This is a genomic window from Streptomyces sp. NPDC006872, assembly GCF_040635845.1.
Lineage (GTDB): Bacteria > Actinomycetota > Actinomycetes > Streptomycetales > Streptomycetaceae > Streptomyces.
In genome coordinates this window covers 1-21,782 of sequence record NZ_JBEYIL010000043.1, presented here as the reverse complement: position 1 = coordinate 21,782, position 21,782 = coordinate 1, and the positions used below count along the sequence as shown (strand labels likewise).

15 protein-coding genes are annotated in these 21,782 nt (G+C 71.1%); 3 read left to right on the top strand and 12 right to left on the bottom strand.

All coding sequences use genetic code 11. The annotated features are described in order from the left end of the window. The 10 genes from ABZ725_RS52010 to ABZ725_RS51965 all read right to left on the bottom strand — a co-directional run. The coding region (locus ABZ725_RS52010) for a beta-ketoacyl synthase N-terminal-like domain-containing protein (RefSeq protein WP_358809386.1) at nucleotides 1–857 on the bottom strand (857 nt) is incomplete at its 3' end. A 35-nt stretch (nucleotides 858–892) separates the two neighbouring features. Continuing rightward, complete coding sequence (locus ABZ725_RS52005; RefSeq protein ID WP_358809385.1) at nucleotides 893–7,198, bottom strand: SDR family NAD(P)-dependent oxidoreductase; 6,306 nt, start codon at nucleotides 7,196–7,198, stop codon at nucleotides 893–895. A 130-nt stretch (nucleotides 7,199–7,328) separates the two neighbouring features. Next, nucleotides 7,329–9,242, bottom strand: coding sequence for a BTAD domain-containing putative transcriptional regulator (locus tag ABZ725_RS52000; RefSeq protein ID WP_358809384.1), 1,914 nt, complete (start codon nucleotides 9,240–9,242; stop codon nucleotides 7,329–7,331). A gap of 80 nt (nucleotides 9,243–9,322) precedes the next feature. Then, complete coding sequence (locus tag ABZ725_RS51995) at nucleotides 9,323–10,432, bottom strand: HAD-IIIC family phosphatase (RefSeq protein ID WP_358809383.1); 1,110 nt, start codon at nucleotides 10,430–10,432, stop codon at nucleotides 9,323–9,325. Nucleotides 10,433–10,458: 26 nt separating this feature from the next. After that, nucleotides 10,459–11,559 carry an acyl-CoA dehydrogenase family protein gene (locus tag ABZ725_RS51990; RefSeq protein WP_358809382.1) on the bottom strand — a complete coding sequence of 367 codons (1,101 nt, stop codon included), beginning with the start codon at nucleotides 11,557–11,559 and terminating at the stop codon, nucleotides 10,459–10,461. Next, a complete protein-coding gene (locus ABZ725_RS51985) occupies nucleotides 11,552–11,827 on the bottom strand; it encodes an acyl carrier protein (protein WP_351919733.1) in 276 nt (91 codons plus the stop codon). The genes ABZ725_RS51990 and ABZ725_RS51985 overlap by 8 nt, the downstream gene beginning before the upstream one ends. 14 nt (nucleotides 11,828–11,841) lie before the next feature. Continuing rightward, nucleotides 11,842–12,513: a class I SAM-dependent methyltransferase gene (locus tag ABZ725_RS51980; protein ID WP_351919731.1), complete on the bottom strand. Its 672-nt coding sequence runs from the start codon at nucleotides 12,511–12,513 to the stop codon at nucleotides 11,842–11,844. Further along, nucleotides 12,513–13,373: a 3-hydroxyacyl-CoA dehydrogenase family protein gene (locus ABZ725_RS51975; RefSeq protein WP_358809381.1), complete on the bottom strand. Its 861-nt coding sequence runs from the start codon at nucleotides 13,371–13,373 to the stop codon at nucleotides 12,513–12,515. Before ABZ725_RS51975 ends, ABZ725_RS51980 begins: the two co-directional genes overlap by 1 nt. Before the next feature lie 472 nt (nucleotides 13,374–13,845). Further along, a complete protein-coding gene (locus ABZ725_RS51970; protein ID WP_358809380.1) occupies nucleotides 13,846–14,823 on the bottom strand; it encodes a helix-turn-helix transcriptional regulator in 978 nt (325 codons plus the stop codon). 139 nt (nucleotides 14,824–14,962) lie between these two features. After that, entirely contained in the window at nucleotides 14,963–15,562 is a 600-nt protein-coding gene (locus tag ABZ725_RS51965; RefSeq protein WP_358809379.1) for a flavin reductase family protein, read from the bottom strand. Between the two features lie 237 nt (nucleotides 15,563–15,799). Here ABZ725_RS51965 and msrA point away from each other — a divergent pair, with 237 nt between their 5' ends. Further along, on the top strand, nucleotides 15,800–16,372 hold the full coding sequence (gene msrA / locus ABZ725_RS51960; protein ID WP_358809378.1) for a peptide-methionine (S)-S-oxide reductase MsrA: 573 nt from the start codon (nucleotides 15,800–15,802) through the stop codon (nucleotides 16,370–16,372). A 149-nt stretch (nucleotides 16,373–16,521) separates the two neighbouring features. Here msrA and ABZ725_RS51955 read toward each other — a convergent pair whose 3' ends face one another. Both ABZ725_RS51955 and ABZ725_RS51950 read right to left on the bottom strand, forming a co-directional pair. After that, entirely contained in the window at nucleotides 16,522–17,664 is a 1,143-nt protein-coding gene (locus ABZ725_RS51955; RefSeq protein ID WP_358809377.1) for an acyltransferase, read from the bottom strand. 291 nt (nucleotides 17,665–17,955) lie between these two features. Continuing rightward, on the bottom strand, nucleotides 17,956–19,278 hold the full coding sequence (locus ABZ725_RS51950; protein ID WP_358809376.1) for an acyltransferase domain-containing protein: 1,323 nt from the start codon (nucleotides 19,276–19,278) through the stop codon (nucleotides 17,956–17,958). Between the two features lie 346 nt (nucleotides 19,279–19,624). Here ABZ725_RS51950 and ABZ725_RS51945 point away from each other — a divergent pair, with 346 nt between their 5' ends. Beyond that, nucleotides 19,625–20,869 (top strand): helix-turn-helix domain-containing protein, encoded by a 1,245-nt coding sequence (locus ABZ725_RS51945; protein WP_358809375.1) that lies wholly within the window; start codon nucleotides 19,625–19,627, stop codon nucleotides 20,867–20,869. Then, nucleotides 20,866–21,782: beta-ketoacyl synthase N-terminal-like domain-containing protein (locus tag ABZ725_RS51940; protein WP_358809374.1), on the top strand; the 917-nt coding region annotated here is incomplete at its 3' end. The genes ABZ725_RS51945 and ABZ725_RS51940, both read left to right, overlap by 4 nt.

The following is a 21,782-nucleotide window of genomic DNA, read 5'->3' as shown; positions in this document are numbered from 1 at the left end:
TGCGCCACCGACAGCCGGGCGAGGACCAGTACGCCGACGCCCTCGGAGAAACCGGTGCCGTCGGCTGCGGCAGAGAACGCCTTGCAGCGGCCGTCCTGCGCCAGTCCGCGCTGCCGGGAGAACTCCACGAACACGCTGGGGCCGGCCATCACGGTGGCGCCGCCCGCCAGCGCGATCTCGCACTCCCCGCTGCGCAGCGACTGTTCCGCCAGATGCATCGACACCAGCGACGACGAACACGCCGTGTCCACGGTCACCGCCGGGCCCACGAGACCCAGCACATAGGCGATCCGCCCCGACGCCACGCTCGTCGTGCCGCCGGTGAGCACGAAGCCCTCCAGCTCCTCGGGGGTCTCCCCCGCACGCGGCATGTACTCCTGCGGGATGACCCCGACGAACACGCCGCCCGCGCTTCCCTTGAGCGACGCCGGGTCGATGCGGGCGCTCTCCAGCGCCTCCCACGAGGTCTCCAGCAGCACCCGCTGCTGCGGGTCCATCGCCACCGCCTCGCGCGGCGAGATGCCGAAGAACTCGGCGTCGAAGCGGCCGGCGTCGGGCAGGAATCCGCCGCGGGTGAGGTAGGTGGTGCCCGGGGTGTCGGGATCCGGGTCGGACAGCCGGTCGAGGTCCCAGCCGCGGTCGGTCGGGAACTCCGTGAGGGCCTCCCCGCCGTCGCGGACGAGTTCCCACAGCCCTTCGGGGGTGCGGGCGCCGCCGGGGAAGCGGCCGGCCATGCCGACGATCGCGATCGGCTCGCGGGCGACGGCCTCGGCGTCGCGCAGCTCCCGCCGTGCTTGGTGCAGGTCCGTCGTGGCCCGCCTCAGATACTCCCGAAGCTTCTGTTCGTTGGTGGACATCCCGGGCAGCCCCCTTCCGTTCCGGCCTGGCGAGGTCATGCGGTATCCAGTTCGCCGTCGATGAAGTCGAAAAGCTCGTCGTCGGAGGCCGCGGTGAAGTCCCGCTCCTCTTCTTCCGCGTCGGCGGGCGCGGTGAGCGTGCGCAGCGCCTCCTGCAGCCGCTTGGCGAGCAGGCCCCGCTCGTCGTCGTCGAGTTCTGCCACGGCGAGCCGGTCGAGTTCCGTGACGATCGAGCGCGCCGTCGTCTCCTGGGCGGGCACGAGGAGTTCGTCCAGGAATCCGGCGAGCTCGGCCGGTGTCGGGTGGTCGAACACGACGGTCGGCGGCAGCCGTAGTCCTGTGCTGTTGCCGAGTCGGTTGCGCAGTTCGACCGCTGTCAGCGAGTCGAACCCGAGTTCCTTGAAGGCGCTGTCCCCGTCGACCGCGGCCGTCGTGCTGTGTCCGAGGACGACCGCGGCCGATTCCCGTACCAGCTCCAGGAGTTCCTTGCGCCGCTGCCGTTCGGGCAGCGCGAGGAGCCGGTCCGTCTGTGTCGTGGCGGTCGTCGACGTCACGACCCGGCGTCGGACCGAGCCGGCCGGGTCCAGGGCGGAGAGCACCTCGGGCACCGGCCGACCGCTCGCTCGCAGCCGGGCCATGTCCACCGGCACCGCCACCGTCAGCGCGCGATGCTGGGCGAGTGCGGCGTCGAAGAGGGCGAGGCCCTGCTCGTCGGTGATCGCGCCCAGGCCCATCGCGGCCAGCCGCTCCCGGTCGGCCTCACTCATATGGCCGGTCATCGCACTCACCTGCGCCCACAGGCCCCAGGCGATGGACGTACCCGGCAGCCCGAGGCCGCGCCGGTGTTCCGCGAGCCCGTCGAGGAACGCGTTCGCCGCGGCGTACCCGCCCTGGCCCGCGTTGCCCAGCACACCGGCGGCGGAGGAGAAGAGCACGAAGAGCGAGAGATCGTGATCCCGGGTCAGCTCATGCAGTTGCCAGGCCGAGCGTGCCTTCGTCCGCAGGACGGTGTCGAGGTCGTCGCGTGTCAGGGCCTCCAGCACGCCGTCGGAGAGGACGCCGGCGGCGTGGACGACTCCGGTGAGCCGGTCCGTGGCGCGGATCAGTGCGGCTGCCGACTCCCGGTCGGCGATGTCGCAGGCCACCACCGATACCTCGGCGCCCGCCGCCCGCAGTTCGGCGGCGAGTTCGGTCGCGCCCTCGGCGGCCGGGCCGCTCCGGCTCGTCAACAGCAGTCGCCGCACGCCGTGTCGGGCGACCAGGTGCCGGGCGACGAGCCCGCCGAGCACTCCGGTGCCGCCGGTGACGAGCACCGTGCCGTCGGGGTCGAGCGGTGCGGGCACGGTCAGCACGATCTTGCCGACGTGCCGTGCCTGGCTGAGGTACCGGAACGCCTGCGGCGCGCGGTGGACGTCGAACGTGGTCAGCGGCATCGGCTGCAGCGCGCCCGCGTCGAACAGGGCGCGGATCTCCTCCAGCATCTGCGCGATGCGCTCGAAGCCGGCCTCCATCACGTCGAACGCCCGGTAGCGGACGCCGGGATGCCGCTGCGCGATCTCGTCGGCGTCGCGGATGTCGGTCTTGCCCATCTCCACGAACCGCCCGCCGTGCGCCAGCAGGCTCAGCGACTCCTCGACGTGCTCGTGGGCCAGGGAGTTGAGCACCACGTCCACGCCGCGGCCGCCGGTGGAGTTCGCGAACTTCGTGGCGTAGCCGAGGCTGCGGGAGTCGGCGAGGTGGTCGTCGTCGAAGCCCCAGGCGCGCAGCACGTCCCGTTTGCCGGCGCTGGCGGTGCCGAACACCTCGGCGCCCCAGTGCCGGGCGAGTTGGAGGGCCGCGAAGCCGACGCCGCCGGTGGCGGTGTGCAGCAGCAGCGACTCGCCGGCCCGCAGTCCGGCCAGGTCCGCGAGGCCGTAGTACGCCGTCAGGTAGACCACCGGAACTCCGGCGGCCTGGGCGAACGACAGCCGCTCGGGCACGGGTACGACCAGTCTGCGGTCGGAGATCGTGACGGAGCCCAGGCCGCCGGTGAACAGGCCCATCACCCGGTCGCCGGGGGCCAGTCCGGTGACGTCGGAGCCGACCTCCAGCACGATGCCCGCGCCCTCGCCGAGCGAGGACCACTGGTCCTGCGCCACCATGCCGAGTTCCAGCAGCACGGCCTTGAAGTTCAGGCCGCCCGCCCGGACCGCGATCCGCACCTCGCCCGGATCGAGCGGGCGGAGCAGCTCGGGGCAGGCGGTGAGCGACATGGCGTCGAGCTCGCCGCGGTAGGTCAGGGACAGTCGCCAGGGCTGGTCCGCCGGCGCGGCGAGCGGCGGTGACGCGGCGGCCCGGACGAGCCTGGGGACCGCGCCGAGTCCGGCGCGCAGGACCAGTTCGGCATGGTCGGCTGCCAGCGCGGCGGGCAGGGCGCGCAGGGTGTGCGGGTGGTCGTCGGCTTCGATGTGACGGAGCCGGCCGGGGTGTTCGGTGCGCGCGGTGCGCAGCAGCCCGGCCACCGCACGGTGCGCGAGCTCGTCGGTCCGGGTGAGCACGACGAGCGGGACGTCGGCGAGCTCGGGGTCCGCGAGCCACTCCCGGACGACGTCCAGGGTCCGGGCGACGACGTCCTCCAGCTCGCCGGTCGGGCAGGTCCACAGCGCGGCCGATGCCGTCGCCGCGGCGGCCGGGTGGTCGTGGCCGTCCGTCGGGAGCGTGATCCAGTCCTGTTCGGCGGGCGGGTCCGGCAGTTCGACCGGTACCAGGTCCAGGCCGAACAGGGCGGAGACGTCCGTGCGTGTCCGCCGGAGCGTGGCCGGGTCCACCGGCCGCAGCGCCAGCTCGCCGACCGAGGCCACCGGCTGCCCGTCCTCGTCGGTCACGAGCAGGGCGATCGCCTCCGGCCCGGTCGGGGTCAGCCGTACCCGGACGGCCCTGGCGCCGGTGGCGTGCAGGTGTACGTCGGTCCAGCTGAACGGGATCCGGACGCCGTCCGCGTCGGCCAGGCCGGCCGGGTGCAGCGACGCGTCCAGCAGCGCGGGGTGCAGTCCGAAGTCGGTGACGTCCTGATCGTCCGGCAGTGCGACCGAGGCGTAGAGCACGTCGCCGTCCTGCCAGGCGGCGCGCACCCCGCGGAAGGCCGGGCCGTAGGCGTAGCCGCGGTCGGCCAGGGACTCGTAGAAACCGTCCAGCGGGACGGCGTCCGCGCCGGGCGGCGGCCAGGAGGTCAGGTCGCCGGGTGCGGCGGGGATCTCGGCGGTGAGCACGCCGTCGGCGTGCCGGGTCCAGTCGTCCGTGCCGCTCGGGCTGGTGTGCACACCGACCGGGCGTCCGTCGCCGGCTTCGGGGCCGATCAGCACCTGGAGGTCCAGGTCGGTGTCGAGGACGACCGGCGCGTGCAGGGTCAGCTCGGCCAGATGGCCGCAGCCGACCTGGTCCCCGGCGTGCAGGGCGAGTTCGACCAGCGCGGTGCCGGGCAGCAGCACCGAGTCGCCGACGGCGTGGTCGGCCAGCCAGGGGTGGGCGGTGCGCGACAGTCGTCCGGTGAGGACGAGCGTGTCGGCGTCCGCGGTGCGCAGTGCGGCGCCGAGCAGCGGGTGGTCCGCCGGGCGCAGGCCGAGGGCCGCGGTGTCGCCGGCCGCGACGGGCTCCGCCAGCCAGTAGCGGCGGCGCTGGAACGGGTAGGTCGGCAACTCGGCGCGGGCGGGCGGGAGGCGCCAGTCGACGTCGACGCCGTGCACGTACGCCTTGGCGAGCGCGGTGCAAAAGCGGGCCGGGCCGCCGTCGTCCCGGCGCAGCGACTCCAGCACGAGGGCGTCGGAGGTCTCCGTCTCCTCGGCCGTCTCGGCGATCGCGGTGGTGAGCACGGGGTGTGCGCTGACCTCGACGAACGCCCGGTGGCCCTGGTCGAGGAGCGCGCGCGTGCCCGCGGCGAAGCCGACGGTCCGGCGCAGGTTGGCGAACCAGTAGTCGGCGTCCAGCTCCGGTCCTGCCAGGATCTCGCCGGTGACCGTCGAGTGGAACGGCACGTCGGCGGGGTGCGGCTCGATGCCGGACAGCGCGGTACGGATCTCGTCCCGCAGGGCCTCGACGTGCGCCGAGTGGGAGGCGTAGTCCACCGGGATGAGCCGGGCGCGGACGCCGTCGGCCTCGCAGGCCGCGACCAGGTCGGCCAGTTCGGCGGGCGTGCCCGACACGACCGTGCTGCCGGGGCCGTTGACCGCGGCGATCTCCACCGAGCCGCCGTACGTCTCGATCCGGTGCGCGGTCTCGGCCGCCGGGAGCTGGACGGACGCCATGCCGCCGGTGCCGGCGAGGCGGGTGATGGCCTTGCTGCGCAGGGCGACGACGGCCGCGGAGTCCTCGAGGGAGAGTGCGCCCGCCACATAGGCGGCGGCTATCTCGCCCTGGGAGTGGCCCAGTACCGCGTCGGGGGTCACGCCGTGGTGTCGCCACAGCGCGGCGACGGAGATCATCACGGCCCACAGGGCGGGCTGGACCACGTCGACCCGGTCGAGGGGGCCGGCGAGCCCGTCGAGGAGGTTCCAGTCGACGTGGGGTGCGAGGGCGGCGGCGCAGTCGTCCAGCTGGGCGCGGAAGACATCGGACTCGCGGTGCAGGTCGAGCGCCATGCCGGACCACTGCGAGCCCTGGCCGGGGAAGACGAACACCGTCTTGCCGCGCGGGCGGGCGGTGCCGAGCAGGACGTCCGGGGCGGGCCGGCCCTCGGCGAGGGCCCGCAGTCCGGCGAGGGGGTCGTCGCCCGTGACGGCCGCGCGGTGCGGCAGCCGGGGCGCACGGGTGGCCAGTGCGGCGGCCACGGGGGCGTCCGGGTGGGCGGTGACATGGGCGTGCAGTTGCCGCGCCCTGGCTTCGAGCGCCGTCGGCGAGGCGGCGGACAGCAGGAGCGGGACCGCGGCGTCCGCGGGCTCCGGCGTGGGCGCGGGCTCCGGCTGCGGCTCCGGTTCGGGGGCCTGTTCGATGATGACGTGGGCGTTGGTGCCGCTGATCCCGAACGCCGAGACCGCGGCCCGGCGGGGCCGGCCGGCCTCGGGCCAGGCGCGCGCCTCGGTCAGCAGTTCCACCGCGCCCGACGTCCAGTCCACCGCGGGCGTCGGCTCGTCGATGTGCAGCGTCCGCGGCAGCACTCCGTGCCGGATCGCCTGCACCATCTTGATCACGCCGCCGACTCCGGCGGCGGCCTGGGTGTGCCCGATGTTGGACTTCAGCGAGCCCAGCCACAGCGGCTGCCCGTCCGGCCGTTCGCGGCCGTAGGTCGCCAGCAGCGCCTGCGCCTCGATCGGGTCGCCGAGCCGGGTGCCGGTGCCGTGCGCGTCCACGACGTCCACCTCGGACGGTGCGAGGCCCGCGTCGGCCAGCGCCCGGCGGATGACCCGCTGCTGGGACGGGCCGTTGGGGGCGGTCAGACCGTTGGAGGCGCCGTCGGAGTTGACCGCGCTGCCCCGGATCACGGCATGGATCGGATGCCCGAGCCGCTGGGCGTCGGAGAGCCGCTCCAGCACCAGGATGCCCGCGCCCTCGGACCAGCCGGTGCCGTCCGCCGCCGCCGAGAACGCCTTGCAGCGGCCGTCCGCGGCCAGCCCGCGCTGGCGCGAGAACTCCACGAAGGTGTCCAGGGTGGGCATGACCGCCGCGCCGCCGGCCAGCGCCAGCGAGCACTCGCCGCCGCGCAGGGCGCGGCTCGCCAGATGCATGGTCACCAGCGACGACGAGCAGGCCGTGTCGACGGTCAGCGCCGGGCCCTCCAGTCCGAGCAGGTAGGCGACCCGGCCGGAGGCGACGCTGGCCGCGCTGCCGGTCCCGCCGAACCCCTCGCCGCCCTGTCCGGACTCCTCGGCGCCGAGCCCGTAGCGCTGGCCGCCGTGGCCCATCAGCCCGACGAACACACCGGTGTCGCTGCCCCGCAGGGACTGCGGGTCCGTCCCGGTGCGCTCCAGCGCCTCCCAGGCCGTCTCAAGCAGCAGCCGCTGCTGCGGGTCCATCGCCAGCGCCTCCCGCGGGGAGATCCCGAAGAAGTCGGCGTCGAACTCGGCCGCGTCGTACAGGAATCCACCGCCGCGGGCGTAGAAGGCGCCCGGCACGCCCGGGTCGGGGTCGTAGCGGCCGTCGATGTCCCAGCCGCGGTCCGCGGGGAACGCGCCGACCGCGTCCCGGCCGTCGGCCACCAGCTCCCACAGTCCGTCGGGCGAGACGACGCCGCCCGGGAAGCGACAGGCCATGCCGACGATCGCGATCGGCTCGGCGGCCGCCCGCTCCAGCTCCTGCAGGCGCTCGCGGGTCTCCTGCAGCTCCCCGACGGCCTGCTTGAGGTAGTTCCGCAGCCTGCCCTCGTTCTCCATCGTCCTCGTCACTCCTCAGGCCGAGTACTCAACTGGGCCAGTCAACGTTGCGGGGGCGGTGTGCAGCCGGGTCCGAGAACACCGGATCGGGCAGGGAATCTGGCTCCCCGGACCAACGGACGGCGCGCGCTCAGCCGGCGGCATGGCAGAGCCTCGGCAGGTCGTGCTCCTCGGGTGCTTCGACGAGCCGTTCGCCCGTCACCGGCTCCAGGGTCATCCGGCTGGCGTGCCGCTGGCCGGCGCCCCACCCGGGTCGTCTGCGGAACAGCTCCGGCCGGGCCGCGGCGACCACCAGCAGCGGCATCGGCTCCGGCGGGTCCAGCAGGTCCTCGACGATCTCCAGCACCGAGTTGTCGGCCAGGTGCAGGTCGTCGGCGAACACCACGAGCGGGCGCTTTCCGACGACCTCGGCCACGTGCGGTGCGGTCACCTGCCCGTTGGGTTCGAGCCGCATGGTCGCCGCGTTCTCGACCCGGCTCTCGAACTCCGCGAGCAGCGGCGACTTCCCGATCCCCGCGGGGCCCAGCACCAGGACCAGGTGCGGCCGGGCGCGGCGGCGCACCCGCTCCAGCAGGCTGCTCAGCACGTCCAGTTCGGGTTCGCGGTCGAAGACCTCCGGCTGGGCCGTGGCGTCGCGGGCGTCACGGGCGTCGCGGGCGTGTCCCTCGACCGTCCACCGTGGCCGGGGGCCGCCCTGCCGGCCGTACCGGATCGCCTTGCCGGTGAGCCTGGTGGTGGGGTCGCTCACCACGATCTCGGTGTCCTCGGTGAACTGGAGCAGGGACTCGCAGTCGACGAGCAGCGCGCCGGTGACCGGCAGCGGTTCCAGGTACGTGTCGCGGGGGTGGGCGGGGATCTCCCCCGTCGACACGGCGACCCTCAGCTCGGGGCGCTCGCCGTCGGGTACGTCGAAGCAGATCCGCCGGCGCAGCGACAGCGCGGCGCGGACGGCCCGCTCGGCGGCCTGTCCGGCGGCCTGGTCGGTGCCGTCCTCCTGTGGGGAGGCCGGTCTGAACAGGGCGAGGGTGACCGAGCCGGTGGCCGCGGCGACCGAGCCGCCGCGCCGCTCCACCTCCTCGCGCACGGTCGTCGCGGTGCGTTCGAGGACCTCGCCGACGTCGGCGAGGGGGCTGAGGGCCCCGAAGTCGGCGCGGATCAGCACGGCGCTGACCCGGCTCGGCCCCTCGGCGGGCGTCGCGGGCGTCGACCGGACGGGCGACCATGGAGCGGGCACCGAAGCACGGTGCTCGGCCTCCTGGCCGGGCCCGGAGACCAGCACCGCGCGCGCCGGTCCGGCCGGCGCCGCGATGGACGGGTCGTGCACGAGGATCGCGTGCTGGAGCAGCCGCAGCTCCCGGCCGGGTTCCAGACCGAGTTGCTCGGCCAGCTTCAGCCGCACCCGCCGGTAGACGGCGAGGGCGTCGGCCTGTCGGCCGCTGCGGTACAGCGCGCGCATCAGCTGGTGGCACGCCCGCTCCCGCAGCGGCTCGGCCTCGACCATCGCCTCCAGCTCGCCGAGGACGGCCTGGTGGCGGCCGCCTGCGAGCTCGGCTTCGAAGTAGTCCTCCATCACGTCCAGCCGGGCGTGTTGCAGCGCGGTCAGCTCCGCCCAGGAGTGGCCGGCCTCGACCAGGTCGGCCAGCGCCTGGCCGCGCCACAGCGCGAGCACCTCGCGCAGGGTGGCCGCCGCCGCGTCGAACCGGCCGGCGGTCAGCTCGGCGCGGCCGGTGCGGGCCAGGCGGTGGAAGCGGAACATGTCGACCTGTTCCGGGTCGACCTGTAGCTGGTAGCCGTGCGTGCACGTCAGCAGGACCGGCGGGCGGGTGTCGCCGCCCGCGTGCTCGGCGAACATGACGCGCAGGCTGCGCACCGCGTTCTGGAGGATCTTCCGCGCCGTCGCCGGCGCCTCCTCGGTGCCCCAGAGTCCTTCGAGGAGCTTGCTGGTCGCCACCTCCCGGTTGGCGTTGAGCAGCAGCAGGCCGAGGGTGGCCCGCCGCCGGTCGCCGCCGAGCGCGATCGGCTTCTCGTCGTCTATCAGCCGCAATGGACCAAGAACCAAGAACTGCAAGGGGTCCCCCGAAGATCGTTCGTGTGTCCGGCGTCAACCGGTCGATGAACTGCCGACTACAGCCATTCCGCTTCTCGCCCGGCGTCGTGCGGATCGGGCGCGAGGACGCGCATGGTCGTCGGCGGGTCCTGCCGGACCGCGTCCAGATGCAGGCACTCGGTTCCCTCGGGCGGCTCGAACGAGGCGAGGCAGGCGCACTCCGCGGTGGCGAACCCGGCGAACCGGTAGGCCACCTCCATCATCCGGTTGCGTTCGGTGCGCCGGAAGTCGGCGACCAGGTGCACACCGGCCCGCGCCGCGGCGTCGGTGAGCCAGCGCAGCAGCACCGCGCCCGCGCCGAACGAGACGACCCGGCAGGAGGTCGCCAGCAGCTTGATGTGCCAGGCGAGCGGGGTCTTCTCGATCAGCATGACGCCGACCGCGCCGTGCGGGCCGAAGCGGTCGGTCATCGAGACCACCAGCACGTCGTGGTCGTCGTCGGACAGCAGTGCGCGCAGCGCCTGGTCCGAGTAGTGCACGCCGGTCGCGTTCATCTGGCTGGTGCGCAGGGTCAGTTCCTCGACCCGGGTGATCTCCTCGTGCCGGGCCCTGCCGATCCGCATCACCAGGTCGAGCGAGCGCAGGAAGTCCTCGTCGGCGCCCTGGTACTGCTCCCGCTCCAGGTCCCGTTCGAACCCGGCCCGGTACATCTGGCGGCGCCGGCGGGCGTCGACCGTGACCACCGGCGGGCTGAACTCGGGCAGGCCGAGCAACTGGCCGGCCTGTTCGGCCGGGTAGCAGCGGACCTCGGGCAGGTGGTAGGCGACCTCGGCGCGTTCGGTCGGCAGGTCGTCGATGAACGCGATCGTCTTCGGCGCGAAGTTCAGCCGTTCGGCGATGCTGCGCACCGACTCCGACTTCGGGCCCCAGCCGATGTGCGGCAGGACGAAGTACTCGGCGAGGCCCAGCTGTTCGAGCCGTGCCCACGCCTCGTCGTGGTCGTTGCGGCTCGACACGGACTGGAGCACCCCGCGCGCGTCGAGCTCCACGATGACCTTGCGGACGGCTTCGTCGACCTCGACGTGGCCGTCCTCGACCAGCGTGCCCTGCCACAGGGTGTTGTCGAGGTCCCAGATCAGGCACTTGACGACCGGCTGTGCTTCTTGTGCTTCTTGTGCTTCGGACATGTCTGCTCCCCCCTCCGTGGTCCCGCTCAGCCCGCCGTGGAAGCGGCGTGCTCGGCCAGCATCAGCTGGCAGATCTCGTTGCTGCCCTCGATGACTTCCATCAACTTCGCGTCACGGAAGGCCCGTTCGACGACGTGTCCGCCGGCCGCGCCCGCGGAGGCGAGCACCTGCATCGCCGACGCCGCGCCACGGGCCGCGTTGCCCGCCGCGACGTGCTTGGCGAGGATCGCCGCCGTCACCTGTTCCGGGGAACCGCTGTCCCAGCTGCGGCTCGCCTGCTCGCACGCGAACGTCGCCGTGCGCTCCGCGGCGTACAGCTCGGCCAGGTGCCGGGCGACCAGCTGGTGGCGCAGCAGGGGCTTGCCGAACTGCTCACGGGTCGCGGCATGCCGGGCGACGGCCGTGAGGCAGCCGCGGAGCATGCCGACGCAGCCCCAGGCCACCGAGAGCCGGCCGTAGGTCAGCGCGATGGTGGTCAGCATGACGACGGGCTGGCCGGCCACCGCGAGCAGGTGCCGCTCGGGCAGCCGCACGTCGTCGAGCAGCACGCCGGCGTGCCCCGCCGCGCGGCAGCCGAGCGGGTCGGCCACCCGCTCCACCCGGACGCCGGGAGCCGAGGCCGGCACCAGGGCCACGGCGCCGCCGCCCTCGTAGCGGCCGAAGACGACGATCCAGTCGGCGTAGGCGGCGACCGTGATCCAGGTCTTGGCGCCGTCGATGACGATGTCGCCGCCGTCGCGCCGGATCTCGGTGGTCATCGCGGCGAGATCGCTGCCGGCGGCGGGCTCGCTGAAGGCCACCGCGGCCAGGTCACCGCCGGTGAGCCGGCCGATGTACTCCGCGCGCTGCGCCTTGTCGCCGAACCGCTGGATCGTCCAGGCGGCCATCCCCTGGGAGGTCATCACGCTGCGCAGCGAGCTGCACAACGTGCCGGTGTGCGCGGTCAGTTCGCCGTTGTCCGTGCCGGACAGACCGAGGCCGCCGAACTCCGGTCGCGCCTCGGCGCACAGCACTCCCTTGGCGCCGAGTCCCCGCAGCACGCCGATCGGGATCTCGCCCGCCACGTCCCACCGGCTCGCGGCGTCGGCGACCGTCTCGGTCACCAGCGGGGTGAGAACGTCAAGCACCGTCTGCTCCGCTGCGCAGCCGGGTCACCAGCGTGCTCATGGCGCGCACGGTGCGGAAGTTGTCCATGGCGAGGTCGGCGCCCTCCACGGCGACGCCGAAGGTGCTCTCCACGAACACCACCAGCTCCATCGCGAAGAGCGAGGAGACCGCGCCCGAGGCGAACATGTCCACCTCGGGCTCCCAGGTGATCTTGGTCTTGGCTTCGAGGAACTCGCCGATTCGCTGCTCGATGGCGGCGACCGGCAGCTCGGTTGTCGAGTCGGTCATGTCAGGTCCCTTCCTCAGCGCTTCTCGGTCTTGCGCACCAACGTGATGCCGTCCGCCATGACGAGCAGGGACAGCTCGACCCTGCTGTCGACGAGCAGTGCGGCGTTGAGCTCGCGGATGGCCTCGGTGTCGGGGTCCTTCGCCTCGGGGTCCGCGACGCGCCCGAAGTAGAGCGTGTTGTCGAGCACGATGAGGCCGCCGGGCCGCAGGTGGGTCAGCGCCTCCTCGTAGTAGCGCGCGTAGCCCGTCTTGTCGGCGTCGACGAAGACCAGGTCGAAGGTCTCCGGCCCGTGCTCGGCGAGCAGCTTCGCCATGGTCTCGGCGCCGTCCCCGAGCCGCAGTTCGATCCGGTCGGACACCCCGGCGCGGCTCCAGTACCGCTGGGCGACCCTGGTCCAGCGCTCGCTGATGTCACAGGTGACGATCCGTCCGCCGGGCGGCAGCGCCCGCGCCATGCACAGCGTGCTGTAGCCGGTGAAGGTGCCGATCTCCAGGACCCGGGCAGCGCCGGTCAGCCCGACCAGCATGGCGAGCAGCTGCCCTTCCTCGGGCATGGTCACCATGGCGTTCAGCGTGGGCATGCCGGCCGTCTCGGCGACCAGGTCGCGCAGGATCTCGTCGTCGCGCAGGGACACCGACCGCACATAGTCGAGGAGCCGCTCGTTCAGCTCCACCTGGCCGGCCATCAGCGGACCTCGTACTCGTAGAAGCCACGCCCGGTCTTACGGCCGTGATCGCCCTCGGCGACCTTGCGCAGGAGCAGTTCGCTGGGGCGATAGCTGTCGTCGCCGGTGCGCTCGTACAGCACCGTCAGGGAGTCGACGAGGTTGTCGATCCCGATCAGGTCGGCGGTCCGCAGCGGGCCCGTCGGGTGCCCGAGGCAGCCCTCCATCAGGCCGTCGACGTCCTCGACGCCGGCCCGGCCCTCCTCGACGACGTTCGCCGCGTCGTTGATCATGCGGTGCAGCACCCGGCTGGTGACGAAGCCGGGGCCGTCGCCGACGACGATGCCCTTCCTGCCCAGGGTGGTCAGGAGGGTCTGGACGGCCGTCATCGCACGCTCACCGGTGCGCGGTCCGCGGATCACCTCGAGGGTGCCGATCAGGTAGGGCGGGTTCATGAAGTGGATGCCGGCCAGGTCCTCGGGGGTTGGGACCTGACCGGCAAGTTCGTCGACCGGGATGGACGAGGTGTTGGTGACCCGCAGCGTGCCCGGCGCGACCACGGAGGCGATCTCCCGGTGCACCTTGGCCTTCAGCTCGGCGACCTCCGTGATCGCCTCGATCACCCAGGTCGCGTCCGCCGCCGCCACCGCGGAGTCGGCCAGCTGCAGCTCGCCGACCGGTCCGGTCCGGGGCAGGGCTCCTGTCATATGGGCGAGCCGGAGCTCGTTGCGCAACCGCTCGCGTGCTGTGCTCAGCCGCGGCTGGTCGATGTCCACGAGCGTGACCGGCACTCCGCGCCCGACGGCGAGGGTCGCGATGCCGATGCCCATCACGCCCGCGCCGAACACCGCGAGCCGCGGCGTGCCTCCGGTCTCGGTCACAGACCCGTTCATAAGCACCTCAGCTTTACGTTCGGAGAAGTTTTCGGAGGGAATTGTCCAGGCGCGGAGAATCACGCCTGCGGACATAGGAATGGCTCGTCGGGTTGTGACCGAGAAATGAATTGGCTGGGCTGCCCTACGTGCAGATCGCCTCGCCGCCGTGGCCCTCTGGCCGACCGACTGGGCGAGGGATGAATATGTTGACGCGGGCCCCCTTGAACGTTCAGCGAACAACTCTGTGGTTGCACTGCTGCAACGGCCCATAACTCTGCCCGACTATGCCGCTGGTCTCCACCAGGAGACCCGCTCATCAAGCTGCACTTCCACTTGAGGAAGCTCACCCGACCGCGCTCGAACAACGTAGGAGGGCACACTGGGAACGTGGGGATTCGGGGATGGGAAGGCGCTGAGCGGAAGGGAGGGGAGGGCACGGCCGCTGGGCGGCCGGCCGAGACACCGGGACTGCCGGTGGCTACACGTCCTCCTCCAGGTTGGCGTCCTTGACCAGGTAGCCGAACTGGAACCGGCTCGTCGCGCCGAACATCTGCATGACCTGACCGATGTGCTTACGGCAGGTGCGCACCGACACACCGAGACGCCGGGCGATGGCTTCGTCCTTCGCTCCGGCGATCAGCATCCTGACGATCTCTTTTTTCATCTCGACGCTGACGACCTCGACCTCGGCGCGCCGGGTGTCGAACTCCTTGGCCGTTTCCCAGACATGCTCGAAGCAGGAGTGGAGAAAATCGATGATGGAGGGCTCTTGGACGACCACGGCGCCGCCGCGTTTCGCGGGAATGTATGCGACGTTGCGGTCGAAGATGAATATCTTGCCGATGAGCGCTCCGGCCGTCCGTATCTCGGCGCCGGCGTCGACCAGCTTCGCCGCGTGCTCTCGGGTCGGCGTGTCGAACCGTGCGGCGTGCTGGTACAGGACCCGCATGTGCACGCCTCGGCCGAGCAGTTGGAGGTCGCGGTTCTGTTCCTCGATGAGCTCCTCGACCGACCATCCGCCACCGGGCTGCATGCAGACGACCTCGCGGGAGCCGTTGGCCGCCGCCTCGGAAAGGAGCAGCCTGACCGTCTCGGGCGCGGTGACGACGTCGAACGAGTTGGCGTACTGACTGGCGAACTTGCTGGAGCGGAATTTCAGCGACAGTCGCGCGAGGTCGTTGCGGAGCTGACCCACCGCCAGCTTCCGTTCGAGAAGGTCCAGTTCCCCCCGGCTCAGGAGTTGAGACGATCCGATGCCGGGGTCCGTCGGAACGAACCAGGCGTCCCGGTCGCGGGACGGCTGAATGAGCTGGAGTTCCAGGAGTCTGCCGACCATCTCCTCACTGTCGTCAGCGGTGAAGCCCAACTCGTGCGCGACGTCGTCGACGGTGAAGCCGTCTCTGCCTAAACTCCACTCATAAACTTCGAGGATCCCGGGAATCGACTTGGGAAACAAAGACTCTCCAAGTTCACTAATATTCCTTCCATTACCTCACGAAAGAATATTCTACCCGAGCGGCGTTCAGCGCCTCCATCGCCACGCCGACGCATAGGGGCCCCTAATGAAGTAGCCCGGTCAACCATGGTTGGCGACACTAGGTCCGATTCAACCAGATCCGTCCGACTGCGGACGATATGGGAGAGGTGGCGGAGGCGAAAGCGCTGTCTGGAGGCTCCGACAGCGATCTTGCGGTCGGCAGCAGATCCTCGTTGTCGCGGAACGCCCCGAATCTGCCGCGATGAAATACCAGCGGCGCCGGCTCTTCCTGGTTCACCCGCAGCCCGGTGACCCTGGCGATGATGATGACGTGATCGCCGGCGATGTGCTCGGTGTCGATCGAGCACGAAATCCAGGCGACCACGTCGGACAGTTCCGGACCGGTCGGGGACTCGGCCCATCGGACGCCGGCGAACCGGTCGATGTCCTTGACCGAGAACTGCCGGCACAACCGCTCCTGGCCATTGGCCAGAATGTTGACGCAAAACGTACCGCTCTGCCGAAGATCGATCAGCGTCGACGACGCGTTCCCGACGCAGAGCATGATCAATGGAGGGTCCAGCGAAACCGACATGAAGGAGTTGCAGGCCATGCCCACCGGCCGGCCGAACTGCCCCCTGGCGGTGATCACCGTGACCCCGGTCGGCAGGTGTCCGAGGGTGCGCCGAAATTCCGTCGCATCGAACGGTGCAACCATCATCGACTCCTCGAATAGCCACTTCTCGAAGCGTATTGACCGCTCCGGACCACCGGATAGGGACGAGCCACCAAGACGTGTGGTCGGTTTTGGCTCTCTGGCGCAGTCTCCGGCCGTACCGACGACGGCAGGGCCCAGGATCCCTGCCTATCGAATTGTTTTGGGGCCCCACCCGGAAAGACTTTATCCTGATACAATCTGGCGCACATTACGGGCGAGAGTCTGGAAAGGACTTCTGTGACCGAGGAAAAGACCGAGGGAAAGACCGGGGAAATGTCCGTGGAAGAGAATGTCGAGACCCTGACGCTCGGCCCCGGCTGTTTCTGGTCCTTCGATGCGGTGGCGCGCCGGACACCCGGTGTCACCTCAAGCGTCGCGGGGTACGCCGGGGACGACGGGCCGCCGCCCGACTACGAGCAGTACAAGCGCTACGGGCTCAACCCGCAGAAGTTCGTCGAGGCGGTGCAGCTGACGTTCCGGCCCGACGAGATCTCCCTGGAAGACGTGCTGGATTTATTCTTCCAGAGCCATGACCCGACCAAGCCGAACCAGAGCGGCGCGGACCGCGGTTCCATCTACCACTCGACGATCTTCCACGCGGGCGACGAACAGCGCGTGCGGGCCGAGAAGGTCATGGATCGGGTACAGCGGGAACTCGGCCGGAACATCGTGACCGACCTTCGGCCTTACGGGCAGTTCATCGAGGCGGACCCCGATCAACAGGACTTCTACAACAGGAATCGTTTCGAGCCCTACTGCCGGGTGGTGATCGAGCCGAAGCTCAGCTCGATGGGGTTGGACATCGACTGAGCATGTGTACGCCCTGACCTGAACGTCCGTCAGTGCCCGGCTCGACGGCCCAAGGCCGTCGACCGCCTCCGCGTCCCGCGCGAGTTCAGGTTGCGCAGGACGCGGAGAGGTCTGATGTCCGCCGTGTCGGACCGGCGACGAGCCGTCCGTCAGTCCGCGACGCGGTGGGCGTCGGCCCGCAGGGTGGGCGCCGCTCCCGGCAGGCCCGACCGGCCGACGTCCGTCCGGTGACGGCCGAAGCGCCGCACCAGCGGCCGCTCCACACACCAGTACAGGACGGCGGAGCACACGACGGCCACCGCGAGCACGACGAGCGCCAGGAGTGCGCCGGTCGCCAGGGAGAACGTGCGCGTGGTTCCGATCAGCTCGGCGGCCGTCATCACGACGATCCAGTGGACCATGTAGAACGCGAAGGAGATCTCCCCCAGGAACACCACCGTCGGCCTGCGGAACACCGAGGCGGCGCCCCGCCGGTCCGCGACCGCGGCGGCGGCGATGAGGGGCGCCGTCCAGACGGTCGCCACGCCGGCCGTGCCCGCCAGGAACGGCTCGTACAGGGCGATCACATATCCGGCGACGGCCAGGCCGAACGCGGGCGCCAGGCCGATGTTCGGCCACCGGCCCGCCATGACGATCCTGGCCAGGAGAATGCCGACCACGAATTCGAGCGCGCGGACCGGCGGGAAGAAGTACACGAACCACATCTGGGTGAACGAGAACTCGCCGGACGCGGAGAAGGCCACGAGCCGCGGCTGGTCCGTCACCACGTAGGTCGCGACGAGGAACGCTCCGACTATCAGCAGGAGCACCGCCCCGACCGCCGGCCACAGCCACTCCTCGCGCAGCCGCCGCAGACCGAGCCACAGGGCCGGGAACGCCAGGTAGAAGAAGAACTCGCAGGACAGCGACCAGGCCACCCCGTTGACGGCCGAGCTGGTCCGGACGTCGGGGAACCACGCCTGTTGCATGGTCAGGGAGGCGACCCAGTCGATCGCCCGGGTGGGCCGGTCCGTGCGGAACACGAGAAGCGCCGCCAGTCCGAAGGTGACCAGGTGCATGGGGCCGATCTTCACCAGGCGGCGGCGCCAGAACGACGGTGTCGTGTCGTCCGACCGCGCGGTCCAGGTCAGGACGAAACCGCTCAGGATGAAGAAGAAGCCGACGCCGTACGAGCCCGAGAGGGTGAAGGTCTCTCTGAGCTCCTTACCGGTGTCGCCCGAGATGAGCGGCGTGTACCAGAGGATATGCGTGACGAAGACCAGGAGAGCCGCCAGGGACCGCAGTCCCGTCAATGACGGCAGCCGGGAATTGGCGGCGGCACTGTTCGGTTGCGCGGAAATAGCGGCCTGTGCTTTCGGATATCCTGACAACGAGTGGCCTCCGTACCGGAAAGAGACGCAACTGGGTGCCGGAAGGCTATACGCAATTCCAGCCGCGGCCGGTAATTTTCCGGTAATCGCGTCCTGTTTGCGAAATTCCCGCACGCCGACGCGGGCAAGCGGAGGCAGGCGAAAGCGGCAGGCCGGCGCGGGGTGCCGGCCTGCCGCATGTTCGAACGATGGGGCCGGTTCAGTCCCGACCCGTCACGCGAACGCCGCCGTCCAGTCCACCGTGACGCCGTTCACATACGCCTCCGCCAGCGCGGCGAGGAAGCGGCCCATGCCGCCGTCCTCGTTGCGCAGCGTCGCCATCAGCACGGCCGAGCGGCCGAGTTCCTCGACGATGTCCTGCATCCCGACCGTGAGCACCGGCTGTGCGCTGCACTCGACGAAGATCGTGTGCCCGTCGGCGACCAGCGAGCGGACCGCGTCGTCGAACCTGACCGTCTGGCGCAGGTTCCGGTACCAGTACTCGGCGTCCAGCTCATCGGTGTCGACGCGCCGTCCGGTCACCGTGGAGTAGAACGGCACCTCGCCGCGCGTCGGCCGGATCCCGGCGGCCAGGTCGAGCAGGGTCTCGCGCAGGTCCTCCACGTGCGCCGAGTGGGCGGCGAAGTCCACTCCGGGCACCTGCCAGCGCATCATCCGGGCCGCGGACAGCGCGGCGCCGAACTCCTTCATCGCGGCCACGTCGCCCGACACGGTGACGGTCGCCGGACCGTTCACCGCGGCCACCGACAGCACGCCGTCCCAGTCGGCCAGCAACGCCCGCACCTGGTCGCCGGGCGCGAGCACGGTCAGCATCTCGCCACGGCCGCGGATCTTCGTCAGCGCCTGGCTGCGCAGCGCGACGATCCTGACCGCGTCCTCCAACGGCAGCGCGCCCGCGACGTGCGCGGCCACGATCTCGCCCTGCGAGTGGCCGACCGCCGCCCCGGGCTCGACGCCGAACGAGCGCCACAGCCGGGCCAGCGACAGCATCATCGAGAACAGCACGGGCTGCACGACGTCGACCCGGTTCAGCGGCGGGGTCCCGGGCGCGCCGCGCAGCACGTCCTCCAGGGACCAGTCCACGTACGGCGACAGCGCCTGTTCACAGTCCCGGATCTGGCGGGCGAACACCGGCGAGGCGTCCAACAGCTCCACGGCCATGCCGACCCACTGGGTGCCCTGGCCCGGGAACACGAACACCGGCCGGGCGTCCGCCCGGTCCTGCCGGGTCGCCCGTCCGCTGATCACGTTCGGCGCGGTCCGCTCCTCGGCGATCGCCCGCACCCCGGCAAGCAGCTCCGCGCGGTCCCGCCCGAGGGCGACGGCCCGGTGCTCGTAGGCGGCGCCGGCCGCCACCAGCGACCGGCCGACCTCGGCGAGGCGGTCGCCGGCGTCGGGCGCCGAGTCGGACTCGAGCCTGGCGAGCAGCCGGGCGGCCCGGCCGCGCAGCCCCGCCGCGCTGCGCCCGGACAGCACCCACGGCACCGTGCCGGCTCCGGCGGCGATTCGAACGTCTTGTGTGGCCGGCTTGGTCACGAGCACTCCTCATCACTGGCAATCAGTGGACCGTGGGCACCGCGAAACGCAAGTTATCGCTTGAGCCGGCCGCTTCCGCCCACCGCCCGGTAATTCAGTCACAAGGGCACAATTACCGGAGGATTACCCTCCGCGAGGGGCTCCGTGCCAGGCTGCCGCCAATCAGTTGCGTCCGCTTTTCCGGTACGGAGGCTACTCGTTGTCAGGCTATCCGATATCACAGGCTGCTATTCCTGCGCAACCGCAGATCACCTCCACCTATTCTCTGCTGCATCTACTGCGCCCCGCTGACGACTCACTGCTCCATTTACCGGCGACGAACTCGCAGTTGGTCGAGGAAGTCGCCGTGCGCGTCGGTTCGGGTGCGACCGGTTGGGCGATCGAGAACAGCCGACTGCTGCTCGCCGAAATGGCCGGGGAACCGTTCGCCCGCTTCGCCCGGAAGTCTTCCAGCGAAACGCGGCTGGCGGAGTCGATAGCACTCTGGGTCGTATTGCGGCTCAGCGGCGTAAGAGCAATTACCGGACTGCTCTCCGCGGAGCTCACGAACGCGATTCGGGAACGCATCGCGGACAACACGACCGTCGACCATCTGCTGCGCTATGTCCGGGCGACGCACGCGAGTTTCACGCGCGAGCTGTTCGACCTCTGCGAGACACAGATCCCGACCGAGGACCAGCCGGCCATGATGCGGTGCATCTCGGCCGACCTGTTCGAGGGGATGGAGACCCTCTCCGCGGCGGTGACCGAGAAGTTCGCCGCCGAGCGCAGTCGCTGGTTCGCCGGTCCCATCGGCGAACGCTTCGAACTGGTGTCCGCGATCCTGAAGGGCAAGCCGGTCGACACCAGAAAGGCGATGCTCCAGCTGCGGTACGACCTGACGCTGCACCACATCGCGCTGGTCCTGTGGCAGGACGAGATCACCCAGGACAGCAGGCACGAACTGGAGACCACGGCGCTGCGCCTGCTGGACCGGGCCGGCTGCTCCTCGATGCTGCTGCTGCCCGCCGGCCCGGGACGGCTGTGGGCCTGGGGCGGCCGAGCCACCGACCGCCCAGGGGAGCTGCGGCGGTCGGACGAGCCGGTCGACCTGCCCGCGCGCGTCCATGTCGCGTCCGGGTTGCCGGGCGACGGCGTGGCCGGCTTCCAGCGTTCCCACGAGCAGGCGATCACCGCGGAGCGGGTCGGCCGCATCACCGAGCCCAGCCCGTCCCGGCTGTGCGACTACGGCGACCTGGAGCTCGTGATCCTGCTCGGCGACGACGCCGACGCCACCGCCGACTTCGTCCGCCGTGAGCTCGGCCCGCTCGCCGCCGACAACCGGACCATGGCCGCGCTGCGCGAGACCGTGCGCTGTCTGCTGGACAACGAGCGGGGCGTGGCCATCACGGCCAAGCGTCTGCACATCGCGAAGAACACCGTGATCTACCGGGTGAAGAAGGCGGAGCAACTCCTCGGGCGGTCCCTGCGCGAGGACCATCTCCGGCTGCACCTCGCGCTGTATCTGGCGGGACGGCTCGGCTCATCGGTGCTGGACAGACAGGATCCCGCGACGGGACTGGAGAACTCGATTCGGGCGGTGTCCAAGTGAGCGACAACCAGACAGGTCAGCAGACGGGCCGGCAGACGGGTCAGCAGACGGGTCGGCAGGGCAACAAGGACGAGAAGCTCCTCGACTACCTCAAGTGGGTCACCGCCGATCTGCAGAAGACCCGGGCCCGGGTCGAGGAACTCGAGTCGAGCCGGTCCGAGCCCATCGCCGTCCTGGGCATGGGCTGTCGTTACCCGGGCGACGTGTCGACGCCCGAGGAGCTGTGGCGGCTGGCCGCCGACGGCGTCGACGCGATCGCCGCCTTTCCCGCCGACCGCGGCTGGGACGTGGAGGGCATGTACGACCCGGACCCGGACGCGGTGGGCAAGTTCTCCGCACGCGAGGGCGGTTTCCTCAGCGACCTCAAGGGGTTCGACTCGGCGTTCTTCGGGATCTCGCCCCGCGAGGCACTGGCGATGGCCCCGGAGCAGCGGCTGCTGCTGGAGACCGCCTGGGAGGCCATCGAACGGGCCCGGCTGGACCCGCGCTCGCTGCGGGGCAGCGACACCGGAGTGTTCGTCGGCGTGACGTACACCGGCTACGCCTCCATGGTCGACGCCACGTCCACGGGCACCGAGGGCTACGCGATGACCGGGATGCTGACCAGTGTCGCGTCCGGCCGGATCTCCTACGTCCTCGGTCTGGAGGGGCCGACGGTCAGCATGGACACGGCGTGTTCGTCGTCCCTGGTGTCGATCCACCATGCCGTGAACGCGCTGCGCAACGGCGAGTGCTCGCTGGCGCTGGCCGGCGGCGCGATGGCGATACCGGTACCGGACGGTTTCGTGGAGTTCTCCCGGCAGCGCGGGCTCGCACCCGACGGCCGCTGCAAGGCGTTCGCGGCCGCGGCGGACGGCACCGGCTGGTCCGAGGGCGTCGGAATGCTGACGCTGGCCCGGCTGTCCGACGCCCG

Excerpts from the sequence above, each read along its gene's own strand:
- ABZ725_RS51995 (WP_358809383.1), bottom strand. The coding sequence starts at position 10,432 with ATGTCCGAAGCACAAGAAGCACAAGAAGCACAGCCGGTCGTCAAGTGC.
- ABZ725_RS51985 (WP_351919733.1), bottom strand. The coding sequence starts at position 11,827 with ATGACCGACTCGACAACCGAGCTGCCGGTCGCCGCCATCGAGCAGCGA.
- ABZ725_RS51965 (WP_358809379.1), bottom strand. The coding sequence starts at position 15,562 with ATGGTTGCACCGTTCGATGCGACGGAATTTCGGCGCACCCTCGGACAC.
- ABZ725_RS52005 (WP_358809385.1), bottom strand. The coding sequence starts at position 7,198 with ATGGAGAACGAGGGCAGGCTGCGGAACTACCTCAAGCAGGCCGTCGGG.
- ABZ725_RS51980 (WP_351919731.1), bottom strand. The coding sequence starts at position 12,513 with ATGGCCGGCCAGGTGGAGCTGAACGAGCGGCTCCTCGACTATGTGCGG.